Here is a 25,290-nt window from a genome sequence, read left to right as displayed (position 1 = left end):
CGAAGGAGCCGGAACGAACGTGCAGCAGCCTTCCGATGGGCTCCATTTCGGCAAGTACAAGCTGCTCGAGCGCATCGCGACGGGCGGGATGGCGGAGATCTACCGCGCCCGGATGACCGCCGCGGCGGGCGTCACCAAGCCCGTGGTCATCAAGAAAATCCTCCCCGGCTACGCGGGCAACACCGCCTTCGTGTCCATGTTCGTCAATGAGGCGCGCATCGCCGCAGGGCTGAGCCACGGCAACATCGCGCAGGTCTTCGACTTCGGCGAGGTGGACGGGCAGTACTTCATCGCCATGGAGTTCGTGGACGGCCACCCGCTGTCGCGCGTGCTGCGGCGCGCGCGGGAGAAGGGGCTGTACACCCTGCCGCAGCCGCTGGCGCTGCTCATCGCCGTGGAGGTGCTGGAGGGGCTGGCCTACGCGCACACCCGCCTGGACGACCGCGGGCGGCCGCTCCACATCGTCCACCGCGACGTCAGCCCGCAGAACGTGCTCCTCGGCTACGAGGGCCAGGTGAAGCTGGTGGACTTCGGCATCGCCAAGGCCCGCCTGGCCGGCCGCGCCGAGGCGGAAGAGGGCGAGGTCATGGGCAAGTACGCCTACTTCGCTCCGGAGCAGGCCCGCGGCCGGGAGCTGGACGCGCGCACGGACGTCTTCGCGGCGGGCGTCATCCTCTATGAGATGCTCTGCGGCCGGCTGCCCTTCGAGGGGAAGCTGGCGGACGTGCTGCGCAAGGTCGCCCTGGGCGACTTCCCGCGCCCGAGAGACCTCAACCCCGACCTCCCTCCCGCGCTGGAGCGCATCCTCCTCACGGCCCTGGCGGTGGAGCGCGAGCAGCGCTACCCCACCGCCGAGGCCTTCGCCGAGGCCCTCAACCGCCACCTGCGCACGGCCGCACCGGACGTCTCCCCCCGGGCCCGGGCCCACTTCATGGGCTACCTCTTCGAAGCGGAGCTCGTGGAGGACGGCCGCCCGGTGCTCCTGCCCCGCGAGTTCCTGGCACAGCTGACCCGGTGGACGCAGGGCCCGTCCGAGCGCCGCATCCCCCGCGAGCCCGGCCACCTCCGCGAGGCAACGCCGCTGCCCGCCCCGTCCCCGCTCATCTCGGTCCGGCGCGAGCGCACCACGCAGCCCATCCCGGTGGTGGCTCCCTCCTCCGAGTCCTCCGCCCAGGAGGCGCGGGAGGACACCGGCCCCACCACCCAGCCCATTCCCCTGCCGCCCGCTCCCGGCGAGCCGCCGGTGACGGCGAAGGAGGAGCCGCGGGCGTCCGTCCCGCCCTGGGGCATCGGCCTGCCGCGCAAGGTGGTGGTGGGCGCCCCGGTGGCGGTGGTCCTCCTCGCGCTGGTGGCCATGGTGGCCATGGGCAACGCCGGCACCTTCTCCGTGGAGCTGAGCTCCACGCCGCCGGGCGCCACCATCCGGGTGGATGGCCGTCCCCTGCCCTCGCGCACTCCCGCGCTCATCACCCACCTGCCCGCGGACGCCGAGCACCTGCTGGAGGTGCACGTGACGGGCATGGTGCCGTGGAGCCAGACGGTGCGCGCCGAGCGGGGCACCACCCTGGCCGTCCATGCCCGGCTCCGCCCGAGGCTGGGCCCCGGCGCCTCGCCTTCGGGCGCGCTCGCGTCGAAGCCCCTCCGGGCCCCGCCTCCGCAAGAGGCCACCATGCCCGCCGGGCGCCTCACCCTGTCCGCCGTGGGCCATGCCTTCCGCGTCCCCTTCCTGTCCGCGGCGGAGGTGAAGCTGGACCCGACGCTGACCTACGCCGTGCGCGTGGAGGGCCGCCTGTCCACGGGGGGCCCCGCGACGGTGGAGCAGGCCGGCTACTTCCTGGAGGGCACCGACCGGCTCCCCGCGCACGAGTCCTTCGGCCTGGTGGGGCCCGAGGAGCGGCTCGTCCGCAACGCCTCGCTCCTCTATGTCTTCCTGCTGGATGCTCGGAAGGAGGACAACCACGGCTCCCTCCAGGTGCGGGTGCGCGAGCGCAACAGCGGCGCCGTCACCAGCGTGCGGCTGGACGCGCGCGCGCACGCCGTGAAGCTGTCCCGCGCGGACCGCTTCGTGCTTCGCCAGCTGGACCCGGACACCACCTATGAAGTGGTGGTGCGCGACAGCCCCGAGCCCGCCCGCACACGGGGCTTCGACGGAGGGCCGGTGGGGCGGGTGCTCGGCCTGTACGGCAGGGGCGACGGCCCTGAGTCCTCCTCGGGGGTGCTGGAGCTGCTGGAGGTGGGGCAGCCCGTGCGCCTGCGGGGGGCCTCCTGGCTGCAGCTCGCCTTCCCGGATGACCACCTGTCCGACAACACGGGCACCCTGCTCCTGGAAGTCTCCCCCGTGCTACCGCCTGGCGGCCCGCCTCCTGCCCGGGCTCCGGAGCGGCTGTTCGACGCGCCCGCGCACTAGGGACGCGCTACAGCCGTGCAGCGACCTGTTGCCGAAAAATTGATCATCCGGGCCCGCCCCCTACCCTGGGCGCCCTGGAGGCATCACCATGAAGAAGCTGGTGGCAGTGTTCGTGTTCGGGGTGGCGCTGGTGGGGACGGTGGGAGTGTCCGCGCGCGTGGATGCGCAGCCCGGGGTGGAGGCGCTGGAGCCGACGGAGGCCCAGGTGGAGGCGGCGCTGGATGCACGACAGAAGGAAGTGCTGGGCACCCTCCTGGAGGCCCAGGGGACGGACGCACGGACCGCGGCACTTCACCGGTAAACTCGTAGCGTCCGGCGCGGCTCGGTGCTAAGCCCGGGCCTCCGCTGACGTTTACCTCGCCCGTGAGGGGGACATGCCTGAAGGGTCCGCGTCATTCCAGCTCGCGGTCGGCGACCGGGTCGTCTATCCGAACCAGGGGGTCTGCCGCGTTTCCTCCATCGACGTGAAGGAGGTGGCCGGTCAGAAGCTCACCTTCGTCACGATGCGGCGCGAAGAAGACGGCGCCGTCGTCATGGTTCCACAAGGCAAGGTGGTCTCCATCGGCGTGCGCAAGGTCGCCACCGCCGAGGACGTGGAGAGCATCTACGAGTTCCTGCGCTCGGACAGCGACAAGGCCGACCTGGACTGGAAGCAGCGCGCTCGCACCAACCTGGACCGGATGACCCAGGGCGGCATCCTGGGACTGGCCGAGGTGGTGAAGGGCCTCCAGGTCCTCAGCGAGCTGCGCCCGCTGCCAACCAAGGAGCGTGAGCTTTACGACAACGCCCGGCACCTGCTCGTCATGGAGGTGGCCGCCGCGCTGGGCACCGCCGAGGTCAACGCCGAGGACTCCATCGACATCGTCCTCTTCCCGCCCGGCCGCGAGCGCCCCAAGCGCACCGCCGCCGAGTTCGCGCGCGAGGACGAGGACCTGGGCCTCGACGGCGACCTGCTGGGGCTGGAAGGCGACCTGGACCTGCCGCCGGACGAGGAAGCGCCCGCCGAGCCCGCCGAGGAGGAGTCCTCCGAGGAGGGTGAGGAGGAGGGCGAGGCCGCCGAAGGCTCCGAGGAGGCTGCTCCCAAGAAGCGCGGCCGTCCGCCGAAGGCCAAGACAGAGGCCGCCGAGGGGGGCGAAGCGCCTGCTCCCAAGAAGCGCGGCCGTCCGCCCAAGCCCAAGCCGGAGGCCACGGCCGCCGCCGAGGGCGGCGAGGCCCCCGCGCCCAAGAAGCGCGGCCGTCCGCCCAAGCCCAAGCCGCCCGAGGCGGAGGCAGCCGCTCCCGCCGCGCCGAAGAAGCGGGGCCGCCCGCCCAAGGCGAAGCCCACCGAGGGCGAGGACTGAAGACGCAGTGGAACGACGGGCCTTCCAGGGCGGGTGCGCAGGGTCGCCCCGCCCATCCCGAAGGCCCTCCCGCCGAGGTGACGCACCGTGATTCGCGTCTGGACGCTGGACTCCTTCGACGACAAGCAGCTCGCGAAGTTCAACCGCACGCTCTACACGGCGTTCGGCGTGGGCAGCGAGCACTCCGGCACGGCCGAGCTGCCACCGGGCATGCCCGAGCCGCTGGAGGCGGAGAAGGTGCTGGAGCAGGTGAAGGGCATCCGTTCCTACAAGGACGACAAGGTGCTGCTGCTCACCACGCGCAAGCTGAAGGAGCGCGAGCTGCCCAGCGGCGTGGCTCCGACGCCGGGCTTCGCGCGGCATGGCAAGGACCGCGCAATCCTCAGCATCGCCCCCTACAAGGACCTCGAGACTGGCTTCAAGCCCGTGGCCCGCCACGCGCTCCACCAGCTGGGCCACCTGTGGGAGCTGCACCACTGCCTGGACCCGCGGTGCTCGATGTACCCGCCCTGGACGCCGTCCTTCCCCCAGGGCGAGGCCATCTTCTGCACCTTCTGCCGGGAAAAGAGCGAGCAGAAGATTCGCCTTGCGAAGTCCTAGCTTCTTGCGCGCGCTGCCCCTCCTGGAGCTGGGGGGCCTGCTGCTCGTCGCGCTCCTGAGCCTGCTCTTCCACCTGCGCCTTCCGGGCCGCCTTCCCTCGGAAGGCGACTACCGCGCCGTGGCGGAGCGCCTCAAGGCCGAGGCCCGCCCCGGAGACGCGGTGCTCCTCTTTCCCTGGTGGACGGAGCGCGCCCGCCTCTTCGTCCCGCCCGAAGTGCCGGTGTACGGCTACCTGGGCTCGGACAAGGACGACCTGGCCGCGCACCCGCGCATCTGGGTGCTGGGACAGCCGGAGCTGCCACGCTCGGACGAGGACGCCTTCCTCGCGGCCTTCCAGCCCGAGCGCCGCGCGGTGGGCTCGCCCGTGCGCGAGGGTCCGCTGTCGCTGACGCTCTATGAGAATGGGCGCCACCGTCCCCGCCGCTTCTCGGCCACGGACGCGTACGCACGGGCCCGCGTGTACCTGGAGTCACCGGACGGCACGCGCCGCGACTGCCCCTTCGATGGGAAGGCGCACCGCTGCCCTGGCGCCAACTACCTCTACGTAGCGCCGGAGTGGCACGAAATCCTCTACGAGCCGCGCCGCTGTTTATGGATGCATGCACCGGGCGGGAAGCAGCGCCTGGTGGCGGAGTTCGACGGCATCCCCGGCGGGCTCGGCCTGCGGCTGGAGGGCGGCATCATCTGGGAGCACGCGCACCCGAGGGACGCGCGGCTCACCACGACGCTGCTGGGCGTGGACGACGCACGGAGCGGCGCGCGGCTGCTGGAGGTGGCGGTGCCGCCGGGCCTGGAGGGCGTACAGAAGGCCGAGGTGCGGCTGCCCGAGGGCGAGGCGCGCACGGTGAAGGTCTGGGTGCAGTCCGACAACGCGGACCGGCGGCAGGTGTGCCTGGACGTGCTGGCGGTGGAGCCCGCGGCGGGGGTGCGGGGATGATGGGCCGCGCTCCCACGCGGGACGAGAAGTGGCTGGCCTGGCTGCTGTGGGTGCTGGCCTTCGCCGTGCTGCTGGTGACGGAGTCGGCGGTGGGCTTCACGCGCGACGAGAGCGTCTACTTCGCGGCGGCGGAGGGCTACGCGGACTGGTTCCGGCAGCTCTTCCAGTCGCCGTCACGGGCGCTGACGGACGCGGCCATCGTCCGCGCGTGGGACTACAACCACGAGCACCCGGTGCTGCTGAAGACGCTGTTCGGGCTGAGCCACCTGCTCTTCCACGACACGCTGGGGTGGATGCGCTCGGCCACGGCGTTCCGGCTTCCGGCGTTCGCCTTCGCCGCGCTGGTGCCGGCGCTGAGCTTCCTCTTCGGCAGCGCGCTGTACGGGCGCACCGCGGGGCTGTTCGCCGCGCTCGCCTTCATGCTGGTGCCGCGGCAGTACTTCAACGGCGAGCTGGCGTGCTTCGACGTGCCGGTGGCGGCGCTGTGGCTGCTCGTCGTGTACTGCTTCTGGCGCGCGCTGGAGGACGTGAAGTGGGGGCTGTGGTGCGGCGTGGCCTTCGGCCTGGCGCTTGCCACCAAGCACAACGCGCTCTTCCTCCCCTTCGTGCTGACGCCCTTCGCATTGTGGCGTGCGTGGACGGCGAGCGCGGGCAAGCCCGAGGCACGCACGTGGCTGCTCCGCTTCGTGGGCCTGTTCGCGGCGGTGGCCGTGTTCTACGGGCTGCTGGTGCTGTCGCTGGGCGGGGGCGAGGGCTTCCAGCGGAAGTTCCTGCTCCTCAGCCCCCACACGCTCCTCTTCGTCGGGCTGGCGACCATCGGCACGTGGGTGCTGAAGGGCGTGCGGAAGGTGGACGCGCCGGTGACGCGAGCGCTGATGCCGGTGCTGGCCATGGCCGTGCTGGGGCCCGTCATCTTCTATCTCCACTGGCCGTACCTCTGGCACGAGCCGGTGGAGCGCACGGCGTGGTACCTGGCCTTCCACGCGAAGCACAACCACTACGCCTGGTTCTACCTGGGGACGCTGCTGCGCGAGCCTCCCTTCCCGCTGAGCTACGTGGTGATGAAGACGGCGCTGACGGTGCCCACCAGCCTCTTCGCACCCATGGTGACGGGGCTGCTGGCGCTGGCGGCGCGCGCGGTGCTGGGGCTCTTCGCGCGGACGCGCGCCTGGGTGGAGCGGCCGGTGACGCTGGCCGAGGCGCTGGTCGGCGTGAATGCGGTGACGTCCATCCTCATCATCAGCCACCCGCAGGTGCCGCACTTCGGCGGGGTGAAGCACTGGTTCCCGTCCATGGTGTTCCTCGGAATCCTCGCGGGCGCGGCGGTGACGCGCGGCTGCGCGGCGCTGTGGGAGCGGCTGAAGGCGAAGCGGCCCTCGCTGCCCTTCGCGGCGGTAACGGCGCCGGTGTTCGCGGTGCTGCTGGCTCCGGCGCTGGTGTACTCGGTGCGGGTGTTCCCCTACGGGACGGCGGCGTACTCGGAGCTGGCGGGCGGACTGCCGGGCGCGGCCACGCTGGGGATGCAGCGGCAGTTCTGGTCCAGCCACGTGACGGGCGTGCTGCCGTGGATCAACGCGCACGCGAAGCCGGGGGCCCGGCTGTTCCTGCACGAGGTGCACCACGGCTCGTTCCGCGACTACCAGCGCAACGGCATGCTGCGGAACGACTTGCGCCAGGTGGGCAGCCCCTCCGACGCGGACATCGTCGCGTACCAGTACCACCAGGAGTTCCGCGAGCACGAGTTCCTCACGTGGCAGTCCTTCGGCACGCGCACGCCGGTGACGGGCCTGTACCTGGACGAGACGCCGCAGGTCATCGTCTACGTGCGGCCCGAGGGGCGCTAGCCCGCGACGCGTAGCGCATGGGCCCCCTCATCCTGACAGGCGCCTGCGTCCTCCTGGCCGTGGGCCTCTGGGTGATGCGCCGCTGGCGGGTCCGCCGCTGGCTTCGGTGGACGTGTGGCTGGGTGCTGGTGGTCCCGGCCCTCGCCGGCTGCGTCGGCGGTGGGTACTGGACGTGGTTCACCTGGCGCGGCCCTCCGGAGCCCGCGCACGAGGTGTGGTTCGAGGGCGTGGAGTACACGCGCGAGGTGCGGCGCGCTCCGCGAGCCATGGTGGCGCACGTCGTCCGGATTGATTTGGAGGCGCCGGGCATCGACCTCGTCGTGACTCCGGCCGAGCCGTCGCCAGCAGGAGACGTGCGGGCCGACACGGTGAGCGGGTTCGCGGCACGGCACGGGGTGCAGGTCGCCATCAACACCAGCTTCTTCTTCCCCTTCCACGCCAACCACCCGCTGAACTACGGGCCCCGCGTGGGTGAGCCGGTGCACGTCGTGGGGCCGGCGGCCTCGCATGGCGTGCGCCATGGCAAGCCGTCGAAGGGCACCGTCACCCTGTACCTGTCACGTGAGCGGAGCGCACGCTTCGAGTCCCCGGCCGGTGAGGTGTGGCACGCCTTCTCCGGGCTCGGCTACCTCGTCCGTGACGGGGCGCCGGCTCCGCGCGAGGCCTCGCCCATCGCGGAGGCCCCCTACCCGCGCACCGCCATCGGCGTCGATGCCACCGGGCGCTACCTGCTGCTGGTGGTGGTGGACGGCAAGCAGCGCCGCTACAGCCAGGGCGCCACGCTCGCGGAGGTGACGGACCTGCTGCTGAAGCACGGCGCGCACGCCGCAATCCAACTGGATGGTGGCGGCTCCTCCACGCTCGTGCGGAGCGAGGCGCCAGGGCGCGTCCAGCGCATCAACTCGACGAGCAACTTCCGCATGCCGTGGTGGGAGCGCCCCGTGGCCAACCACCTCGGCATCATCGCCCGGCCATCCAGTGTCCCCGCGGGGCGGTGAAGCTGGAACCCAACAACGCTCCGCCCGGAGGTGGCCTCGCCCCGGCCATCCCATGGCCCCTCGGGGCGCGGTGAAGTTGGAGATCAACGGCGCTCCGTCCGACCGCCCGAGGGCTCACGGAACCCCTGGCTTCACGACGGGTCGCCCTCCACGGCGGGGCCTACGCGGCGCGGAGGCGGCGGGTTGCTTCCTGGCCGGGCGCTGACGGCGGGAGTCCTTCCCCCTGGCCTCATCGGCCACGACGGTGAGTTGCCTCGTCCTGACGGGACGGCGCGCCCAGGTGAGGGGGACTGCCATGAAGTACAGCAGGAAGATTTCCACGACGGATTCCCTGGGCGCGCGTGAGTGGCGGAGGTTCAAGACTGCTTGCTGGAGGGACGTGTCACCGCGGCCTCGTCGCGAAAGGCGACGGTCACCAGTCTTCGGACGTGGGTCCGGATGTCGTCGGGCCACGGCTGGGTGAGCTGCTCGAAGCGCTCCGCGTGCCAGGCGTAGAAGGCGCGCGAGGCCTCCTCGAAGCCCGGTAGGTCCCCGGCCACGGCGAGCATGAAGCGGCCGGCTGCTTCCTGCGAACGGCGAGCCCGCTCGCGACCCGTCCCGTCACGCCGGGCTTCCTCGACAAGCTTGCGCAACGCCGCGGACGCGCCACCTGGCTGCGCGTTGAGCCACTCCCAGTGGCGCGGCAGGAGTGAGACCTCGCGGGAGACGACGCCCAGCTTCGGCCGGCCCGGCCCGCTCCTCCTGGGGCCCTCCGCATCCTCCCCAGCGGTCGCCGCCCGCGCGCGCCGCTCGTCGAGCCCACGCAGCACGTCCTCTCGAGTCCCCCGCAGGTCCGGGTGCACCGGAAGGCCCGTCGCGTCCTCGTAGATGACCACCGGGGCCAGCTCGCCGCCGTCGACCCAGGCCTTCACCTTCAGCGAGACCTCCTCCAACCCGCCCGAGGCGATGCAGCGAGGCCCCGCGATGGCCGTGTACCGCCCTGCTTCCGCCTGCCCATCCCCTGACTGTCTGTCGTCGGCCACGTGCACTCCCTATCCAGTGCGCTCGTTATTACCCGGGTAATATTCGGCCGTCAATATCACCCGGGTAAAATCTACGCAGCGCCCCAGAGGGGCCATGACGCGGGGCCCAGGCCCGCTTCCTCTCGGGCGCGGATAACTGACACAAGGCTGTCATCGCCAAGGCCCAGGGTAGCGCCAGCACCGTCGCTGACGACAGCGCTCCCCCCAGGGGCGCACCCACCGAAGTCCGGACCGAGGCCGAATGCTCTCCTTCTTCTTTCCGCTCCTGCCCATTGGCCTCCCCGTCGCCACTTCTTCCAGGGCCGCCAGCGCGGCTCATGCCATGGCCACCACGGAAGGAGCGGCGGCACGGCCGGTGGCTCCCCGGCCCAGGACGATGACCATGCCCACCCGAAAGTCAGCGGTCGGAGTCACCCGTCGAGGAGGAAGCCGTCCGGCCCGGGTGCTCAGCCAGCGCACCCTCAACCGCGCCCTGCTGGAGCGACAGCTGCTGCTGCGCCGCTCGAAGCTGTCCGCGCGCGAAGCCATCGAGCACCTCGTGGGCATGCAGGCCCAGGCGCCGTTCGCGCCCTATTACGGCCTGTGGACGCGGCTGCAGGGCTTCCGCCAGGAGGAGCTGTCCACGCTGCTCATCGACAAGCAGGTGGTGCGCATCATCGTGATGCGCGGGACGCTCCACCTGGTCACCGGACGTGACGCGCTCATGCTGCGCCCCCTGGTGCAGCCCATGCTGGAGCGTGCCCTGAAGACGGGCAGCGACCATGGCCGCAAGCTGGTGGGCATGGACCTGGAGGCGCTCGTGGCGGCGGGGCGCTCCCTCGTGGAAGCCCGGCCCCTGACGTACACGGAGCTCGGCGCCTCGCTGGCGGAGCGCTGGCCGGACCGCGATGCCACGGCCCTCGCGCAGGCCCTCCGCCTGTTGGCGCCGCTGGTGCAGGTGCCACCTCGCGGCATCTGGGGCTCCAGCGGACAGGCCCGCTGCACCACGGCCGAGTCCTGGCTGGGCCAGCCCCTCGACTCCAAGGCCTCGGTGGATGCGCTGGTGCTGCGCTACCTCGCCGCCTTCGGTCCGGCCAGCGTCATGGACGTGCAGGCGTGGTCGGGGCTCACCCGACTGGGCGAGGTGGTGGAGCGGCTCCGGCCGGGCCTGCGGACCTTCCGCGACGAGGAGGGCCGCGAGCTGTTCGACCTGCCCGACGCGCCGAGGCCCGACCCGGAGACTCCCGCGCCGGTGCGCTTCCTGCCCGAGTTCGACAACCTGACCCTGTCCCACGCCGACCGCACCCGCGTCATCTCCGAAGAGGACCGCAAGCGCATCGCCACCAAGAACGGCATGGTGCCCGGGGCCCTGCTCGTGGATGGCTTCTTCCAGGGGACCTGGAAGCTCCAGCAGGCCCGAGGCACCGCCACCCTGGCCATCGAGCCCTTCAGGCGGCTGTCCACCCAGGAGCGCGCCGACGTCATGGCCGAAGGTGAGCGGCTCCTCACCTTCGCCGCTGCCGAGGGCGCGCGTCGGGACATCCAGCTCATCCGTCCGGGATGAACACCCCGGGCCGGGCAAGGGTGGCTCCCCGGCCCCGGGTCCTGCTGGAGTGCGCATCCCGCCTCGGAAACCTTCTTGCTCCCGACGGCGGGCGTGCACATCCCCGCTGTTCCCGCAGGAGCCCGCCCATGCCCCTTCCTTCCGATGGCATCGACCCCCGAGCACTCGCGGCCGCCCGCGAGGCGTTCTCCTTCGCCCGTCAGGGCAACGCGGACACGCTCCGCCAGATGCTCGACGCGGGGCTGCCGGTGAACCTCACCAACGAGGAGGGAAACACGCTCCTGATGCTCGCCGCCTACTCGGGACAGGCCGAGGTGGCGCAGCTGCTGCTCTCGCGCGGCGCGGATGCCACCCGCGCCAACGACAAGGGACAGACTCCGCTGGCCGGCGCCGCCTTCAAGGGGGACGTGCGCATGGTGACACTGCTGCTCGACGGAGGTGCCCCGGTGGATGGAAGCGGGCCCGACGGGCGCACCGCGCTGATATACGCGGCGATGTTCGACCGACTCGAGGTGCTGGAGGTGCTGCTCTCGCGCGGCGCGGACCCCATGCGCCAGGACGCCAGCGGCAACACCGCGCTGATTGCGGCGGTGATGATGGGCGCACCGCGCACCGCTGCCCGGCTCGACGCACTCGCGAAGTAGGCCTGGCACGGAGCGCTTTGAGCATCAGCGTGCCCTCCGTGCCGAGGCAGCACTGACCCGATTGACATCCGGGGTCTCCTTCGCATTCCATGAGAACATGCGAAACCATCTTTCCTTGATTTGCACCTTTGCCCTGGCCTCCGCCGCGTGCGGGGGCGAGGCCCCACTCGAAGGCACGGCGGCCGGCGAGGGCCTCTCCACGCAGGAGCAGGCCGCGTACTCGGGCGTGAATGGCACCTACTGCATCGCCAGCCCCTACAACTGCAAGCTGCAGGACCCGGGCGGCAACCGCGTCCCCACCAACGACCCGGCCGACGACAACTGGGGCCTGTCCACGGGCGTGTCCATCCGCGACGGCAACGGCACCATCATGGGCACCAACACGCGGACGAGCTCGGCGTTCAACTACGGGCAGACGCGCACCTTCGGCGGCGTGCTGCACGCCTTCGCGGTGTCGACCTCCAACTCCAGCGCGGGCTGGCTGCCGACGTCGGCCATCCTCGGCCGGACGTCCTTCGAGCAGAAGGTCGGCCATGTCTCCGCGCTGGGCGCGGGCCTGGCGAAGCTGGGCTGCTACTCCGTGCGCAACTCGCACGACACCACCCTGGAGTTCAAGAAGGTGGTCTACGACAGCGACGCCACCCACGAGCGCGCGGGCGACTACCTGCCGCTGCCGCGTGCCAATGGCCTGCGCTCGGTCAACCTCATCTTCAACGTGCCGGGCTTCGCCCTGGGCGGCCCCGCGGTGGACCACTTCCCCGCGGGCACGAAGTTCCAGCGCCTGGACGTGCCCACCGACGGCGGCGCGCCGTCCATCGACATCCCGCTCTGGGTGCAGGACAGCGCCGGCCGCTACCGCCAGCAGTCGGGGACGATGAAGTTCATCTACGGCTACGTCATCGCCGCCGTCACCGGCACCAAGCGCAACGGCTGGATGGCCTACGACTCGCTCCAGGTCAGCTCCGGCTGCCCGTGAGCCCCTGAAGCAGCGGCCCCGTCCGAGCGACCCCGGGCGGGGCCTCGCCCCGACAACACGTCGGGCGCGCTTCCCTGACTCCCTCCTGGAATGGACACCGCTCCGGGGACACGATGGAGCGCATGCGCCCTTCCCTGCTGCTGTGCTCCCTCCTGCTGTCTCTCGGCTGTGCTCGCTCCGTAGAGCCCGTGAGCCGCCCGGACGACGCGGCATCTCCAGAGAGCGGCAGCACGACGGTGGCCGCTCCCGCGCCTACCCCTCCGCGTGACGCGGAGCGCCAGGACGCCGGCCCCCCACCACCTCCGACCGCATCAAAGGACCGTCCGGAGCAGTCACAGTCGGCGGAGTGTCGGAGCGACGACGACTGCACCATCACCCTGGTGCCCGAGGGCGAGTGCTGTGCGCGGCTGTGCTCGGGGCGCGCGGTGCCGGCGAGGGAGGCGCAGTCCATCGACGCGCGCGTGAGTGCCTGCGAGGAGCGCGGCAAGCCCTGCATCATTCCTCCGTGCGCGCCGCCGAGGACCCGGCCGGTCGCGGTGTGCACTGGCGGGCGTTGTGGCCTGCGGGAAGTCCCAAGAGAGCTGCCATGACTTCCCTCCAGTCCCATGCTCCGAAGTACGCTGTGCTCGCAGATGGTGGTTCTTCCACGCCCCTCGGGAGGGACACATGAAGCGGTGGAGTGCGGTGCTGGCAGTGGTAGCGCTGTGTGCGGGCTGTGATGACAAGAAGTCGTCGGACCGGCCCACGCGCGCGCAGTTGCGGAAGACAGGTGCGGCCACGGTGGAGGTCGTCCCGTCGGAGGGACAGCTCCCCTACTGCATGCTCTACACGGTGTCCGAGAAAGGCGTCATCCGGCAGCTCACGCTGACACGGGAGAATCGCTCCATCCGGTGCGACCCGAACAAGCCCATTGCCAACACGAGCTTCCGCATCCCCGCCCAGGAGGGGAAGGTGCGGATGTACATCTTCTTCTCCGACGACCGCATCCCCGCGGGCCCGGTGGCGCAGCAGCTCTACGACTTGCGCGGCCAGGAGCGCATCAACGCCATGGACCTGCGCCTGCCCGGCCGCGTGTTCGTGGAGACGTTGGAGTTCAGCCCCGAGGAGTCCGCTCCGCCCGTGACGGGCGCGGTGGTGGGCTCGCACGGCGAGGTGGACGCCGGCATCGACGGCACCGAGAACGGCAACGGCACAGGAGCCCCGGTGCTTCCGGACGGCGGCACCGTGGGAACGCCGGGCGCCTCGGACGAAGCGCCCTGAAGCGACTCCGGGGGAGGCGGAGTGCCTCCCCCGGTGCCCGGTGCGAAGCCCTACGTCAGAACGCCTCGCGGGCCATGGCCAGCAGGTCGGCCTCGGTCACCTTGCGCGGGTTGCTCAGGTGCGAGGCGTCCTGAAAGGCCTTGTCGGCAATCTTCGGCAGGTCCTTCTCCTGCACGCCCGCGTCACGCAACCGCGCGGGGATGCCGACGGCCGCGTTGAGCCGGCGCACCCGGTCGATGGCATTGCTCGCGAGCACCTCCTCGCGCGCGTTGGACGTGTCACCCATGGCCACCGCCACCCGGGCCAGCCGCGCCGTGCACACCGCGCGGTTGAACTCCATCACCACGGGCAGGACGATGGCGTTGGACAGGCCGTGGTGCACACCGGAGACGGGCGTGAGCGCGTGCGCCAACGCGTGGCAGGCGCCCAGTCCCTTCTGGAAGGCCATGGCGCCCTCCATGGCCGCCACCATCATGTCCGTGCGCGCGGCCAGGTTGCTGCCCTCGCGCACCGCCGTCACCAGCGAGCGCCCCACGCGGTGGATGCCGTCGATGGCCACCGCGTCCGCCAGCGGGTGGAAGCCGTTGGCCAGGTACGCCTCCAGGCAGTGCGTGAAGGCATCCATGCCCGTGGCCGCGGTGACGCCGGGCGGAAGTCCCAGCGTCAGCTCCGGGTCGCAGATGGCGGCGCGCGGCAGCAGGTGCGGGCTGAAGATGACCGTCTTGCGGCCCGTGTCCTCCAGCGTCACCACGCCCGAGCGGCCCACCTCCGAGCCCGTGCCCGCGGTGGTCGGAATGGCGATGAGCGGCGGCAAATCGTCACGCACGTACTGGTCGCCGCCCTTCGCGTCGTCGTAGCGGCTGAGCGGCGGCTCGTGCGTGGTGAGCAACTGCACCAGCTTGCCCGCGTCCAGCGCGCTGCCTCCGCCCAGGGCGACGATGCCGTCACAGCCGCCCTTGCGGTAGGCCTCCAGGCCGGCGAAGACGTCGCGCTCGGTGGGGTTGGGCTCCACGCGGTCGAAGACGGCGCACTCCAGCCCGGCGCCCTTCAGCACCTCCAGCACGCGCGAGGCCAGCCCCGCCTTCACCACGCCCGCGTCGGTGACGAGCAGCGGGCGCGCCATCTTCAGCCGCTGCGCCTGGGCGGGGAGCCGCTGCAGGGCCCCCGCGCCGAAGACGATGCGCGTGGGCCACGCCATTTCCGTGACGCGCGGCTCGGTGGGGATGTCGAACGGCTTCATGACTGCTTCCTCCGTCGTGCTCATCAGATGAGCTCCAGGTAGCGCTCCAGCTCCCAGTTGGTGACGGCGCGCTCGTACTGGCGCACCTCCCACTCGCGCGTGCGCACGAAGTGGTCCACGAAGCCCTCGCCCAGCAGCTCCCGGGCGCGCTCGCTGTTCTTCAGCAGCGCCACCGCGTCCCTCAGGTTGCGAGGCAGGGGCCGGGCGTCGGCCTCCGTGTACGCATTGGCGTTGCAGGCCGCGGGCGGCTCCACCTTGTTGCGGATGCCCCACAGGCCCGCGGCCAGGCTCACCGCCATGCCGATGTACGCGTTCATGTCCGCGGCGAGCTGCCGGTACTCAATCCGCATCGCCTTGGAGTTCTCACCGATGACGCGGATGGCGGTGGTGCGGTTCTCCAGGCCCCAGGTCGCGGTGGTGGGCGCCCACGTGTTCTCCACGCTGCGCTTGTAGCTGTTGATGGTGGGCCAGTAGAGCGCCGTCAGCTCCGGCATCAGCTCGAGCTGCCCGCCGATGTAGTGCCGCATCAGGCGGCTCATGCGGTGGGGCGCGTCCTCGTCGTGGAAGAGGTTGCGCTCGCCCTTGAGGTCCCACAGCGACTGGTGCACGTGCCCCGAGCACCCCGGCAGCTTCGCATTCACCTTCGCCATGAAGCAGGCGGTGAGGCCGTGGCGGGCGCAGATCTCCTTCACCACCGTCTTGAAGAGCACGGCCTTGTCCGCCGACTTCTCGATGTCGTCATAACGGATGGCGGCCTCGAAGACGCCCGGGCCCGTCTCCGTGTGGAAGCCCTCGATGTCGAGCCCGAAGCCGTTGCACCCGTCGATGAGCGCGTGCACCAGCGGCGCGTTCTGCGAGGTGCGCAGCCACGAGTAGCCGAACATGCCCGGCGTCAGCGGCGTCAGCTCCTGGAAGCCCTTCTCCTTCAGGGTGTGGGGCTGCTCCTTGAAGATGTAGAACTCGTACTCGGCGCCAAAGCGCGGCAGGTAGCCCAGCTCGCGCGCCTGCGTCGAAATCTTCTGGAGCAGCTGGCGCGGGCTGGCCTCGAAGGGCGAGCCGTCCGGGTTGACGAAGTCCAGCAGGAAGGCCGCCGTGTCAGGCTCCCAGGGAATGATGCGCCCGGTGGTGGTGTCTACCTTCGCGTGCGCGTCCGGGTAGCCAGTGTGCCAGCCTGTCACGCGGGTGTTGTCCAGCAGCTCGTCGCCGAGGTCCCATCCGAAGACGACGTCACAGAAGCCCAGTCCGCTCTTGGCGGCGCTGAGGAACTTGTCCAGGGAGATGTACTTGCCGCGCCAGATACCATCGATGTCGATGGCACCCACCTTCACCTTCTTCACGCCCTTCTCGTCCAGCCAGCGGCGCAGGGTGTCCGTCCCGCTGGAGTCGCGAGGGGCGCTGCTCCGGGCGGAGCTATCCCGCTCCTTGGTGGTGCGCGCTCTCCGGGCCATGGCTGGATGCGTGAGGACCTTCGCCTTGGGACGCGTGGGCATGGGTTCCTTCCTTCTTAACCACCGTGGTCGGCGGCCTCGTCGAGCAGACTGCCGATGTGCAACTTGAGAGCGCGAAGCCGGGGAGTGAGCGAGCAAGCGTCGGTCATCGGGAGGCCTCGCGTCACACAGGCGTCCCACCCCTACTGCTCAGGAGCGGACACGCGTGGCACGAGACGTTAGGAACGAGGCACGGATGCGGCAACCTGCGACAGTGAAGAACGTCCTCTTGCTGAAAGCGGGCGACGCGGCCCCCGCCGTGCGCCTCTCGGTGGGCGATTACGAGCGGTGGTTCCTGCAAACCATCGGACTGTCCGGCTACCGCTTCGACATCCTCCATGCGCACCGGAACGCTCCCCTGCCACCCAGCGCGGACGGGTACGACGCGGTGATGATGACGGGCTCGCCGCTGTCGGTGACGCAGCTGGAGCCGTGGATGGAGCGCGCCGCGGACTTCATGGTGGAGGCGGGCGAGCGGGGCACCCCGGTGCTCGGCGTGTGCTTCGGCCAGCAGCTGCTCGCGCATGCGTATGGCGGCCGGGTGGAGCGCAATCCCCAGGGCCGGGAGACAGGCACCGTGGAGGTGACGCTCACCGAGGAGGGGCGGAAGGACTCCCTCTTCGACGGCCTGCCCGAGCGCTTCGCCGTCCACGCCACCCACGAGGACATCGTCACCCGGCTCCCCGAGGGCACGCGCGTGCTGGCCGGCAACGCCAACACAGCCGCGCAGGCGCTGGCCTTCCGGCCCAACGTGCGGGGCGTGCAGTTCCACCCCGAGGCGACCACGGACGCCATCCGCGCCATCATCCTGGCGCGGCAGGAGGGGCTGGACCGGGACGCCGTCGCGCAAGGCGCCGCCCCGGGGGAGCGGGTGCCCCAGCTGCTCGCGAGCCTCGCTCCCACTCCCTCCGGCCGGCAAATCCTGCTGAACTTCCTGGAGCGCTTCACCTGACTTGCACCGAGGCTCGACTTGCCGCGTCCCACACCGCTGACTGGCCTCCTCGTCGTCTGTGTCCTCTTCACCGCCGCCTGCTCGGGAGGGGACCTGTGCGCGCAGGCCCCGCGCTGCGACGACTCGGAGGCCCTCAACTGTGAGACCGCCTGCGCCGTGGGCCCCTGTTCCACCGGGCCCACCGTGCAGGACTGCGGCGAGGGCGCCACCTGCACCGTCGTTCCGGGCAACCGGACCGACTCCCGGTTCTATGGCTCGCGCGCGGTGTGCGCGCTGGAGCGGACGGCCTGCAACCCCGCGGACGCGCCTCCGCCGGTGTGCGAGGGCGACCGCCTCGTCACCGGCTGCAGCGCCTACCTGCGGAACATCCGCGTCCCCTGCTCTCAGGCGGGCCTGTACTTCACCCGGGTGCCAGCATGCTGCCTGGGCGGCACGGGGGACGGCGGCATGGACGCGGGAACCCGGGACGCGGGGACGGGAGATGGTGGGATTCCCGACGCTGGCACCCCTGGAGCCGACGCCGGACGTTGAGCAGCGCGCGTTGCCCGCGCCGACGCGGCGGACAGGCCGGCAGGCGCAGGGCACGCTCCCTATCGTGCTCACATGCAGCGCTCCGGGCGCTCAAGTGAGACATGAACCCTCTCGTCCTGCGTTATCGCCGTTGGAAACGCCAGCTTCGGGACCTCGCGGGTTACGTCCACCTGGACCCGAACGCCAACCGCATCGTCCGGAAGACGAACTTCACGGACTGCCAGAAGCCGGTGCTGCTGCTGTACGGCTTCTTCAGCACCCGGCGCGTCTTCGAGGTGCTGGAGCACCGGCTGAGGCGCGACGGCTACTGCGTCTGGTCCATCCACCTCGGTGGGGCGATGGACCGCTTCAACACCTACGGCATCGACGTGCTGGCCCGGAAGGTGCGCGAGAAGGTGGAGCGCATGTACACGCGCTTCCCCGGCATGGGGCCGCTCACCATCATCGGCCACTCGAAGGGCGGCCTCATCGGCAGCTACTACGTGAAGCGGCTGGGCGGGGACCAGCGGGTGCGCAGCCTGATAACCCTGGGCACGCCGCACCGGGGCTCGCGGCTGGCGTACCTGGGCTGCGCGACGCTGGGCTGGTTCAGCCGCAGCATGTGGCAGCTCACGCCCGTGTCGCCCTTCCTCAAGGAGCTCCGGACGGGGGCCTTCCCGTGCGGCGTGCGCCTGGTGTCCCTCTACTCGCGCGATGACGGGGTGACGCCCTGGCCTTCCGCCATGGTGGACATGGAGGGACAGGCCAACGTCTTCAACCTTGAGGTGCCCGGCGTGGGGCACGGCGAGCTGCTCACCCGGCGGGCGGTGTACGAGGTCATCCGCCGCGAGCTCGCCCTGGGCTATGGCGAGCCGGCACCCGTGCTGCGCATGCTGCCGCAGCCCGCCTCCGCCTCTTGAGGTAGAGAAGAAGGCATGCCCTCGCGCTGGGACCACCTCTTCGACCTCAAGCCCGTCACCCTGCTGGACCACCTCATGGAGGAGGTGGCGAAGCTGCTGGCCAAGGACCTCCAGCAGTGGCCTCCGCCAGTGGAGGAGCTGGACCTGGACACCGGCGGAAGCTTCGCGCCCCTCTTCACCGAGCCCCACCCGCGACCGGCGCCGGCCGTGTACACGGAGGCGCTGCGGCTGACGCGGTGGGAGCTGGGACACGAGGCGGACGCGTACGACGAGTACATGCGCAACAAGCGCTACCTGGAGCGTGGCCTGGGGCCGGACGACCGGATGCCGCTGCTGTTCCTCAGCCGCTGGCTCACCGAGCAGATGACGGGCCTGGGCGAGGCCACCGAGGGCCGCGTCAAGCGCAAGCACATGCGCGAGTGCCTGGACAGGCTGGAGGCGAAGCTGAGGCCCGTGGTGACGCCCCAGGCCTGAAGGCCCGCCCGGGCTCCCTGCCTGCCTGCTTCCCGGCCGGCCCGGCTGTAGAGCTACAGGGATTCCGCACCGACACCCGCGTCACGGGAGGCCACCGGGGAGCGCCTGCACTTGTCAGGGGGGAGGCACTGCCGTAAGCCCGTTCCCATGTTGCATCCCCTGGATTCCTCCAGCGCGTCCCCCGCTCCCACGAATGACCGCCGCAAGCGACTGCTCATCCTCGCGGGGCTCTGGCTCGCTGTCGTGGCGGCACTGGTCACCTTCCGCTCGGTGGTGATGCCGTTCGCCGGCGCGGCGCTCATCGCCTACCTCGTGCAGCCGCTCGTCGCGCGCATCACCCGCTTGAAGGTGGCGGGCCGGCTCGTGCCGCGCTGGGTGGCCATCCTCCTCATCTACGCCGGCTTCTTCGTGGGCGTGTACCTCTTCTTCGTCGCGCTGGTGCCCCAGCTCTACCGGGAGTTGGCCCGCGTCAGCCGGGACGCGATGGCCTTCGCGAACACGCTCACCCCGGAGCACGTGCAGGAGCTGGCCCAGCGCGCCGAGACGTGGCTCAGCAACCGGGGCATCCCCGTGGCCCTCTCCACGCGCGCGCTCGAGGGCGCCGACGCCGCGGCCGGCTCGGGACAGTTCAGCCTCGCGCTCGATTTGGAGCAGCTGCTGGGCGACTCGGTGAAGCGCGTCTCGTCGCTGGTGCAGGAGAACCTGGGTGACATCGTCAACGTGTCGCGCAGCATCGTCGCCGGAGTGGCCGCCGGCGTCTTCATGCTGTTCTTCGTGCTGATGGTGGGCGCGTTCTTCTCCATCGACGCGCAGGCCATCCGTCACTACTTCGGGACGCTGATTCCGCCCGAGCTCGCCAGCGACGCGCGCCAGCTCGTCCAGCGCATCGACCGCTCCCTGTCCGGCGTGGTGCGCGGCCAGGTCACCATCTGCATCGTCAACGGCGCGCTCACCTTCGTGGGGCTGCTGCTGTTCGGCGTGAAGTTCGCGTTCCTGCTGGCCACCATCGCCACGCTCTTCAGCCTCATCCCCATCTTCGGCACCATCCTCAGCTCGGTGCCCATCGTCCTCATCGCGCTCGCGGACGACTTCCGCAAGGCGCTGGCGATTCTCGCGTGGATTGTCGGCATCCACGCGCTGGAGGCGTACTTCCTCAACCCGAAAATCATGGGCCAGGCGGCGCACCTCCACCCCGTCATCGTCGCCTTCTCCCTCATCGCCGGGGAGCGGCTCTTCGGGCTGATGGGCGCCCTCTTCGCCGTGCCCGTCGCCTCCATCCTCGTGGCGTGCTTCGACTACGCACGCCTCAAGGCCCAGCCGGCGGCGGCCGTGGCCGCGGTGGACTCGCAAGCGGCGCGGCCTCCCGCGGCGTGAGCATCGAAAACCCGGCAGGGACAAAGGGAGCGGCGCCAGAGAGATACGCTCCGGCGCACGCAATCGTCGCGGACGAGACAGACACGGCACGCCCGCCGGGGCTCACCCCTCACGGGTCCGCAGTGCAGGCGGCGGAGCAGCGCGATTGGCGGCACGTCGGGATGCAGCGGCCACACTCAATGGAGTTCGCCGGGCAGCCCCCGGTGCACGAGACGCCGCCACAGCTCGGGCCGTCCTCCGCATGCGTCACGGCGGTGCCCAGGCCGCAGCAGGCGTCGGCCACGCAATCGTCATCCGTGTAACAGGTGCGATTGGATAGCACCGGTGGAGGGTCACCCACCGGTGGGTCCAAGGTGCCAAGGTCGCACCCTGCCAGGCCTCCGAGTGTCATCCCCACGACAAGGGTGAGCAGGCGGACGAGCAGGGGGCGGCGCATGGCGCTCCTTTTCCCGGTGGCTTACCGGTTCATCGAGCCGAGGAAGTCGGCGTTCGACGGCGTCGGACGCATGTGCTTGAGCACAAATTCCATCGCATCAATCGGCGTGAACGGGTGCAGCACCTGGCGCAGGGCGGTGATGCGGACCAGGTCGCCCGGAGTGAGCAGCAGCTCCTCCTTGCGCGTGCCGGACTTGTTGATGTCCAGCGTCGGAAAGATGCGCTTCTCCATCAGCTTCCGGTCCAGGACGATTTCGGAGTTACCGGTGCCCTTGAACTCCTCGAAGATGACCTCGTCCATGCGGCTGCCGGTGTCGATGAGCGCGGTGCCGATGATGGTGAGCGAGCCGCCCTCCTCGATGTTGCGCGCGGCGCCAAAGAAGCGCTTCGGCTTGTGGAGCGCGTTGGCGTCCACGCCGCCGGACAGAATCTTGCCGGACGCGGGCACCACCGTGTTGTAGGCGCGCGCCAGACGCGTAATCGAGTCCAGGAGGATGCAGACGTCGTACTTCTGCTCGACGAGGCGCTTGGCCTTGTCGATGACCATCTCCGCCACCTGCACATGGCGCGTGGCGGGCTCGTCGAACGTCGAGGACACCACCTCGCCGCGCACGCTGCGCTCCATGTCCGTCACTTCCTCCGGGCGCTCGTCCACGAGCAGCACGATGAGGTAGACGTCCGGGTGGTTGCGGCTGATGGCGTGCGCGATGTTCTGCAGCAGCACCGTCTTGCCGGCCTTCGGCGGCGCGACGATGAGGCAGCGCTGGCCCAGGCCGATGGGGCAGAACATGTCGATGATGCGCGTGGTCATCTCCGACGACTCATGCTCCAGCTTGAGCTTGCGCGTCGGATAGAGCGGCGTGAGGTTGTCGAACAGGATGCGCTCGCGCGCCGCGTCCGACATCGGGTCCGCGAAGTTGACCTTGTCCACCTTCTGGAGCGCGAAGAAGCGCTCGCCCTCGCGGGGCTGGCGGATGGGGCCCGTCACCGTGTCGCCGGGCCGCAGGTTGAAGCGGCGCACCTGCGACGGGGACACGTAGAGGTCGTCCGGGCTGGGCTGGTAGTCGCTGTCCGCGCTGCGCAGGAAGCCGAAGCCGTCGCTCAAGAGCTCCAGCACGCCCTCCGCATGGACCTCGAAGCGCTTGTCGGCGATGCCGCCCAGCAGCGCGAAGATGAGGTCCTGCTTCTTCAGCCCCTGGTAGCCCTCGATGCCCACGTCGTGGGCCATCTTCGCCAGGTCGGTAATCTTCATCCGCTTCAGGTCATTCAGCTTGATGACCTGCATCGGCGCGCCGTCGCGGGTGACTTCCGTGAAGGCGGGGGCCTCCGGGGCCTCCGGAGGGGGCGGCAGGGTGGCGGCCGGCTGCTCCTCGTCGCCACCGGAGATGCGCGCTTCCTGGATGTCGTCGTCGCGGACGGGCCGGGAAATGGGGGTGAGGACCGGGCGGGGCGGCTCGGGGGCCACCTCGGGCTCCGCGACCTCGTCGTCGTCGCGTCGGGCGCGGCGGGTCCGGGTGGGCTTCTCCGTGTCGTCCCGGTCCACCGTCTTCGCCGCGGCGCGCTTGCGACGGGGCTTCTCCGCGTCCGCCTCGACGGCGACCACGTCAGGTGCGGCGACTTTTTCTCTCGAAGTTCGGGCTTTACGCATGGCTGTAACGCTTGGGGGAGCGGAGCGACCGAGGAGTCAGACGGGGGGTATGCCGGGGAAATGTCCGCGCGGCCCTCGGAAGCACCTTCCAGGAGGACGGCTCCGCCGGAATCCCTGCACGGGACTGCGCGGGCGAGAGCCTGTTGGTTGGGAGAGACGGCGCCGGGAAACACCTGCGCCATGAACCGCCGGGGGACGTTATTGACCCCCTCCGGACCTGTCAAGGCATCCTTGCTGTCCGGGGTCCCGCCTCTTCCTGATGGCCAACAGGGGAGCGGGGCCGGCCCATTTCCGCGGACGTCCTGGCGTCCTGGCGGGTTCCGGCCTCCGAATCAAGGACGCCGCGGGTTGCCGTGTGGAGCCCCCGCGTCCGGATGCAACACCCCGGCCCCGCCTCCCCTTCCCCACCCCACCCCCTCCATCACCGGGGGCCGGCCCCCGCCCCCTCCCCAGGAAGTGGGCCCCCGGCCCGCGCCGCCCCGGGGCGGGGCCGTGGGCGGAACGGAACGTCCCTTCCGCGAGGTGCCCTACCCCCAAGGTGGTGGGCCCGGGCCCGCTTCAACGCATCCGCGGAAGGACGTCACGCCATGTCGGTCAGGCGCTCTAGATTGCGCGACCGAGATTCAAGGCAAGGACCGCACACCGTGGACGACTTCCAGAAAGCCGAAGCCCGAGCCCGCGAGCTCCGCCATGAGCTGGCACACCACAACTACCGCTACTACGTGCTCGACTCGCCGGAGATCAGCGACGCGGGATACGACAAGCTGATGCGCGAGCTGCAGGGGCTGGAGGAGAAGCACCCCTCGCTGCAGACGCCGGACTCGCCCACCCAGCGCGTGGGCGGCGCGGCCGTCGACGAGTTCGGGGAGGTGGTCCACCGCGTCCCCATGCTCTCGCTGGCCAACATCTTCGACGACGAGGGCCTCCAGGAGTTCGACGAGCGCATCCGCAAGCTCCTCGGGCTGCCTGGCGTCACCTACGTGTGCGAGCCCAAGCTGGACGGGCTCGCCATCTCCCTGCGCTTCGAGAAGGGCGTCTTCGTCCAGGGCGCCACGCGCGGCGACGGCACCACCGGCGAGGACGTCACGTCCAACCTGCGCACCATCCGCAGCCTGCCCATGGAGCTGCTCCCGCAGGACGGCGTGAAGGTGCCCGGGCTGCTGGAGGTGCGCGGCGAGGTGTTCATCCGCAAGGCGGACTTCCAGAAGCTCAACGAGAAGCGCGAGGAGGAGGGCGAGCCGCTCTTCGCCAACCCGCGCAACGCCGCCGCGGGCAGCCTCCGTCAGCTGGACCCGAAGGAGACGGCCGCGCGCCCGCTGTCCGTCTACCTGTACGAGTGCGTCCCCGGCGACGGCGTGCCGGACTTCAAGTCGCACATCGAGAAGCTGGAGTACCTCAAGACGCTCGGCCTGCCCATCAACCGCTACGTCCGCGCCGAGGGCATCGACGGCGTACGAAAGGCGCATGACGACTCGCTCAAGGGCCGCCACGGGCTGCCCTTCGAGGTTGACGGCATGGTGGTGAAGGTGGACGACGAGGACCAGCGCCGGCGCCTGGGCCAGGTCTCCAAGAGTCCCCGCTGGGCGGTGGCCTACAAGTTCCCTCCAGAGGAGGAGTCCACCCTGGTGGAGGACATCGGCATCCAGGTGGGCCGCACCGGCGCGCTCACCCCGGTGGCGCACCTGAAGCCGGTGAAGGTGGGCGGCGTCATGGTGGGACGCGCCACGCTGCACAACGAGGACGAGCTGCGCCGCAAGGACGTGCGCAAGGGCGACACCGTCTTCGTGCGCCGCGCCGGCGACGTGATTCCGGAAATCGTCTCCGTGGTGCCGTCGAAGCGCCCCCAGGACTCCAAGCCCTTCGAGTTCCCCAAGCACTGCCCGGTGTGCGGCGCGGTGGCGGTGAAGGACGAGGACGGGGCCATCATCCGCTGCACCGGCGCCTCGTGCCCCGCGCAGCTGGTGGAGAAGGTCCGCCACTTCGCCAGCCGCATCGCCATGGACATTGAAGGACTGGGCGACAAGCTGGCCGCGCAACTGGTGACCACGGGGACGGTGAAGACCTTCGCCGACCTGTACGCGCTCACCCGGGAGAAGCTGCTGACGCTGGAGCGCATGGGGGACAAGAGCGCCGACAACCTGCTGGCTTCAGTGGAGGGCTCCAAGCAGACCACCCAGCGCCGCTTCCTCTACTCGCTGGGCATCCGCCACGTGGGCGACGCCACGGCCAAGGCGCTGGCCGAGGCCTTCCCGGACGTGCGCATGCTCTTCACCGCCAGCCTGGACGACATCACCCGGGTGAAGGACGTGGGCCCCGTCATGGCCCAGGTCATCCACGCCTTCTTCCAGGAGCCGCAGAACCGCGAGGCCGTGGAGGCCCTGCTGCGGGCGGGCGTCTCCCCCGCTCCTCCCCAGGTCGCCACCGGGGGCCCCTTCGTGGGCAAGACGGTGGTGCTCACCGGGGCCATGACGGGCATGTCGCGGGAGCAGGCCAAGGAGGAGGTTGAACGGCGTGGTGGCAAGGTGGCGGGAAGTGTCTCGCGCAAGACCGATTTTCTCGTTGCCGGCGACGATGCCGGTAGCAAGCTGAAGAAGGCACAGGAACTCGGGGTAAGAATCCTGGACGAGCAGGCGTTCCTGCAGTTGTTGCAGGCCAACGCCAGAGGGTGAGGCTTCAGGT

General features: G+C 70.6%; 21 protein-coding genes. 17 read left to right on the top strand and 4 right to left on the bottom strand.

All coding sequences use genetic code 11. The annotated features are described in order from the left end of the window. The first annotated feature begins 19 nt into the window (after positions 1 to 19). From G4D85_RS09690 to G4D85_RS09660, 7 genes are all read left to right on the top strand, one after another. The gene (locus tag G4D85_RS09690) at positions 20 to 2,407 is read left to right on the top strand and encodes a serine/threonine-protein kinase (protein ID WP_164010283.1); all 2,388 of its coding nucleotides are present in this window, start codon (positions 20 to 22) and stop codon (positions 2,405 to 2,407) included. A gap of 88 nt (positions 2,408 to 2,495) precedes the next feature. Beyond that, positions 2,496 to 2,708 carry a hypothetical protein gene (locus G4D85_RS09685; protein WP_164010281.1) on the top strand — a complete coding sequence of 71 codons (213 nt, stop codon included), beginning with the start codon at positions 2,496 to 2,498 and terminating at the stop codon, positions 2,706 to 2,708. A 73-nt stretch (positions 2,709 to 2,781) separates the two neighbouring features. Further along, the gene (locus G4D85_RS09680) at positions 2,782 to 3,747 is read left to right on the top strand and encodes a CarD family transcriptional regulator (protein ID WP_164010279.1); all 966 of its coding nucleotides are present in this window, start codon (positions 2,782 to 2,784) and stop codon (positions 3,745 to 3,747) included. Positions 3,748 to 3,834: 87 nt separating this feature from the next. After that, complete coding sequence (locus G4D85_RS09675; RefSeq protein ID WP_164010278.1) at positions 3,835 to 4,347, top strand: zinc metalloprotease; 513 nt, start codon at positions 3,835 to 3,837, stop codon at positions 4,345 to 4,347. After that, positions 4,334 to 5,284 (top strand): hypothetical protein, encoded by a 951-nt coding sequence (locus G4D85_RS09670; protein ID WP_164010276.1) that lies wholly within the window; start codon positions 4,334 to 4,336, stop codon positions 5,282 to 5,284. The genes G4D85_RS09675 and G4D85_RS09670 overlap by 14 nt, the downstream gene beginning before the upstream one ends. Beyond that, positions 5,281 to 7,128 (top strand): ArnT family glycosyltransferase, encoded by a 1,848-nt coding sequence (locus G4D85_RS09665; RefSeq protein WP_164010274.1) that lies wholly within the window; start codon positions 5,281 to 5,283, stop codon positions 7,126 to 7,128. Before G4D85_RS09670 ends, G4D85_RS09665 begins: the two co-directional genes overlap by 4 nt. 17 nt (positions 7,129 to 7,145) lie before the next feature. Next, complete coding sequence (locus G4D85_RS09660; protein WP_164010272.1) at positions 7,146 to 8,126, top strand: phosphodiester glycosidase family protein; 981 nt, start codon at positions 7,146 to 7,148, stop codon at positions 8,124 to 8,126. 356 nt (positions 8,127 to 8,482) lie between these two features. Here the strand turns inward: G4D85_RS09660 and G4D85_RS09655 are convergent, their stop codons facing one another. Further along, positions 8,483 to 9,148, bottom strand: a complete 666-nt coding sequence (locus G4D85_RS09655; protein ID WP_164010270.1) for a DUF2239 family protein — start codon at positions 9,146 to 9,148, stop codon at positions 8,483 to 8,485. A gap of 382 nt (positions 9,149 to 9,530) precedes the next feature. On the opposite strand from G4D85_RS09655, the gene G4D85_RS09650 reads away from it, so the two are divergent. The 4 genes from G4D85_RS09650 (at position 9,531) to G4D85_RS09635 (ending at position 13,571) form a co-directional block, all read left to right on the top strand. Then, positions 9,531 to 10,691: a winged helix DNA-binding domain-containing protein gene (locus G4D85_RS09650; protein WP_240359170.1), complete on the top strand. Its 1,161-nt coding sequence runs from the start codon at positions 9,531 to 9,533 to the stop codon at positions 10,689 to 10,691. 128 nt (positions 10,692 to 10,819) lie between these two features. Then, the gene (locus tag G4D85_RS09645) at positions 10,820 to 11,335 is read left to right on the top strand and encodes an ankyrin repeat domain-containing protein (protein WP_164010266.1); all 516 of its coding nucleotides are present in this window, start codon (positions 10,820 to 10,822) and stop codon (positions 11,333 to 11,335) included. Positions 11,336 to 11,432: 97 nt separating this feature from the next. After that, complete coding sequence (locus tag G4D85_RS09640) at positions 11,433 to 12,311, top strand: hypothetical protein (protein ID WP_164010264.1); 879 nt, start codon at positions 11,433 to 11,435, stop codon at positions 12,309 to 12,311. A 666-nt stretch (positions 12,312 to 12,977) separates the two neighbouring features. Further along, positions 12,978 to 13,571 carry a hypothetical protein gene (locus tag G4D85_RS09635; RefSeq protein ID WP_205525484.1) on the top strand — a complete coding sequence of 198 codons (594 nt, stop codon included), beginning with the start codon at positions 12,978 to 12,980 and terminating at the stop codon, positions 13,569 to 13,571. A gap of 55 nt (positions 13,572 to 13,626) precedes the next feature. Here the strand turns inward: G4D85_RS09635 and G4D85_RS09630 are convergent, their stop codons facing one another. After that, the gene (locus G4D85_RS09630; RefSeq protein ID WP_164010260.1) at positions 13,627 to 14,811 is read right to left on the bottom strand and encodes an iron-containing alcohol dehydrogenase; all 1,185 of its coding nucleotides are present in this window, start codon (positions 14,809 to 14,811) and stop codon (positions 13,627 to 13,629) included. Positions 14,812 to 14,834: 23 nt separating this feature from the next. Then, the gene (locus tag G4D85_RS09625; protein ID WP_164010258.1) at positions 14,835 to 16,301 is read right to left on the bottom strand and encodes a glutamine synthetase family protein; all 1,467 of its coding nucleotides are present in this window, start codon (positions 16,299 to 16,301) and stop codon (positions 14,835 to 14,837) included. A gap of 193 nt (positions 16,302 to 16,494) precedes the next feature. On the opposite strand from G4D85_RS09625, the gene G4D85_RS09620 reads away from it, so the two are divergent. The 5 genes from G4D85_RS09620 (at position 16,495) to G4D85_RS09600 (ending at position 20,528) form a co-directional block, all read left to right on the top strand. Beyond that, positions 16,495 to 17,250 (top strand): glutamine amidotransferase, encoded by a 756-nt coding sequence (locus G4D85_RS09620; protein ID WP_164010256.1) that lies wholly within the window; start codon positions 16,495 to 16,497, stop codon positions 17,248 to 17,250. An 18-nt stretch (positions 17,251 to 17,268) separates the two neighbouring features. Then, positions 17,269 to 17,781 (top strand): hypothetical protein, encoded by a 513-nt coding sequence (locus tag G4D85_RS09615; protein ID WP_240359169.1) that lies wholly within the window; start codon positions 17,269 to 17,271, stop codon positions 17,779 to 17,781. A gap of 101 nt (positions 17,782 to 17,882) precedes the next feature. Beyond that, positions 17,883 to 18,680 carry an esterase/lipase family protein gene (locus G4D85_RS09610; protein ID WP_164010254.1) on the top strand — a complete coding sequence of 266 codons (798 nt, stop codon included), beginning with the start codon at positions 17,883 to 17,885 and terminating at the stop codon, positions 18,678 to 18,680. Positions 18,681 to 18,695: 15 nt separating this feature from the next. Continuing rightward, a complete protein-coding gene (locus tag G4D85_RS09605; RefSeq protein WP_164010252.1) occupies positions 18,696 to 19,154 on the top strand; it encodes a hypothetical protein in 459 nt (152 codons plus the stop codon). A 147-nt stretch (positions 19,155 to 19,301) separates the two neighbouring features. Then, entirely contained in the window at positions 19,302 to 20,528 is a 1,227-nt protein-coding gene (locus tag G4D85_RS09600; protein WP_164010251.1) for an AI-2E family transporter, read from the top strand. 457 nt (positions 20,529 to 20,985) lie between these two features. Here the strand turns inward: G4D85_RS09600 and rho are convergent, their stop codons facing one another. Beyond that, on the bottom strand, positions 20,986 to 22,611 hold the full coding sequence (gene rho, locus G4D85_RS09595) for a transcription termination factor Rho (protein WP_205525483.1): 1,626 nt from the start codon (positions 22,609 to 22,611) through the stop codon (positions 20,986 to 20,988). Between the two features lie 644 nt (positions 22,612 to 23,255). Between rho and ligA the strand changes: the two genes are divergently transcribed. Continuing rightward, complete coding sequence (gene ligA / locus G4D85_RS09590) at positions 23,256 to 25,280, top strand: NAD-dependent DNA ligase LigA (protein WP_164010249.1); 2,025 nt, start codon at positions 23,256 to 23,258, stop codon at positions 25,278 to 25,280. Positions 25,281 to 25,290 lie beyond the last annotated feature (10 nt).

This window comes from Pyxidicoccus trucidator, from assembly GCF_010894435.1.
GTDB lineage: Bacteria > Myxococcota > Myxococcia > Myxococcales > Myxococcaceae > Myxococcus > Myxococcus trucidator.
This window is presented reverse-complemented; position numbering and strand designations above follow the sequence as displayed.

Bases quoted from the DNA above. Each gene is read 5' to 3' on its own strand.
- G4D85_RS09685 (WP_164010281.1), top strand. From the start codon at position 2,496: ATGAAGAAGCTGGTGGCAGTGTTCGTGTTCGGGGTGGCGCTGGTGGGG.
- G4D85_RS09680 (WP_164010279.1), top strand. From the start codon at position 2,782: ATGCCTGAAGGGTCCGCGTCATTCCAGCTCGCGGTCGGCGACCGGGTC.
- G4D85_RS09665 (WP_164010274.1), top strand. From the start codon at position 5,281: ATGATGGGCCGCGCTCCCACGCGGGACGAGAAGTGGCTGGCCTGGCTG.
- G4D85_RS09660 (WP_164010272.1), top strand. From the start codon at position 7,146: ATGGGCCCCCTCATCCTGACAGGCGCCTGCGTCCTCCTGGCCGTGGGC.
- G4D85_RS09650 (WP_240359170.1), top strand. From the start codon at position 9,531: ATGCCCACCCGAAAGTCAGCGGTCGGAGTCACCCGTCGAGGAGGAAGC.
- G4D85_RS09645 (WP_164010266.1), top strand. From the start codon at position 10,820: ATGCCCCTTCCTTCCGATGGCATCGACCCCCGAGCACTCGCGGCCGCC.
- G4D85_RS09640 (WP_164010264.1), top strand. From the start codon at position 11,433: ATGCGAAACCATCTTTCCTTGATTTGCACCTTTGCCCTGGCCTCCGCC.
- G4D85_RS09635 (WP_205525484.1), top strand. From the start codon at position 12,978: ATGAAGCGGTGGAGTGCGGTGCTGGCAGTGGTAGCGCTGTGTGCGGGC.
- G4D85_RS09630 (WP_164010260.1), bottom strand. From the start codon at position 14,811: ATGAAGCCGTTCGACATCCCCACCGAGCCGCGCGTCACGGAAATGGCG.
- G4D85_RS09625 (WP_164010258.1), bottom strand. From the start codon at position 16,301: ATGCCCACGCGTCCCAAGGCGAAGGTCCTCACGCATCCAGCCATGGCC.
- G4D85_RS09620 (WP_164010256.1), top strand. From the start codon at position 16,495: ATGCGGCAACCTGCGACAGTGAAGAACGTCCTCTTGCTGAAAGCGGGC.
- G4D85_RS09610 (WP_164010254.1), top strand. From the start codon at position 17,883: ATGAACCCTCTCGTCCTGCGTTATCGCCGTTGGAAACGCCAGCTTCGG.
- G4D85_RS09605 (WP_164010252.1), top strand. From the start codon at position 18,696: ATGCCCTCGCGCTGGGACCACCTCTTCGACCTCAAGCCCGTCACCCTG.
- G4D85_RS09600 (WP_164010251.1), top strand. From the start codon at position 19,302: ATGTTGCATCCCCTGGATTCCTCCAGCGCGTCCCCCGCTCCCACGAAT.
- rho (WP_205525483.1), bottom strand. From the start codon at position 22,611: ATGCGTAAAGCCCGAACTTCGAGAGAAAAAGTCGCCGCACCTGACGTG.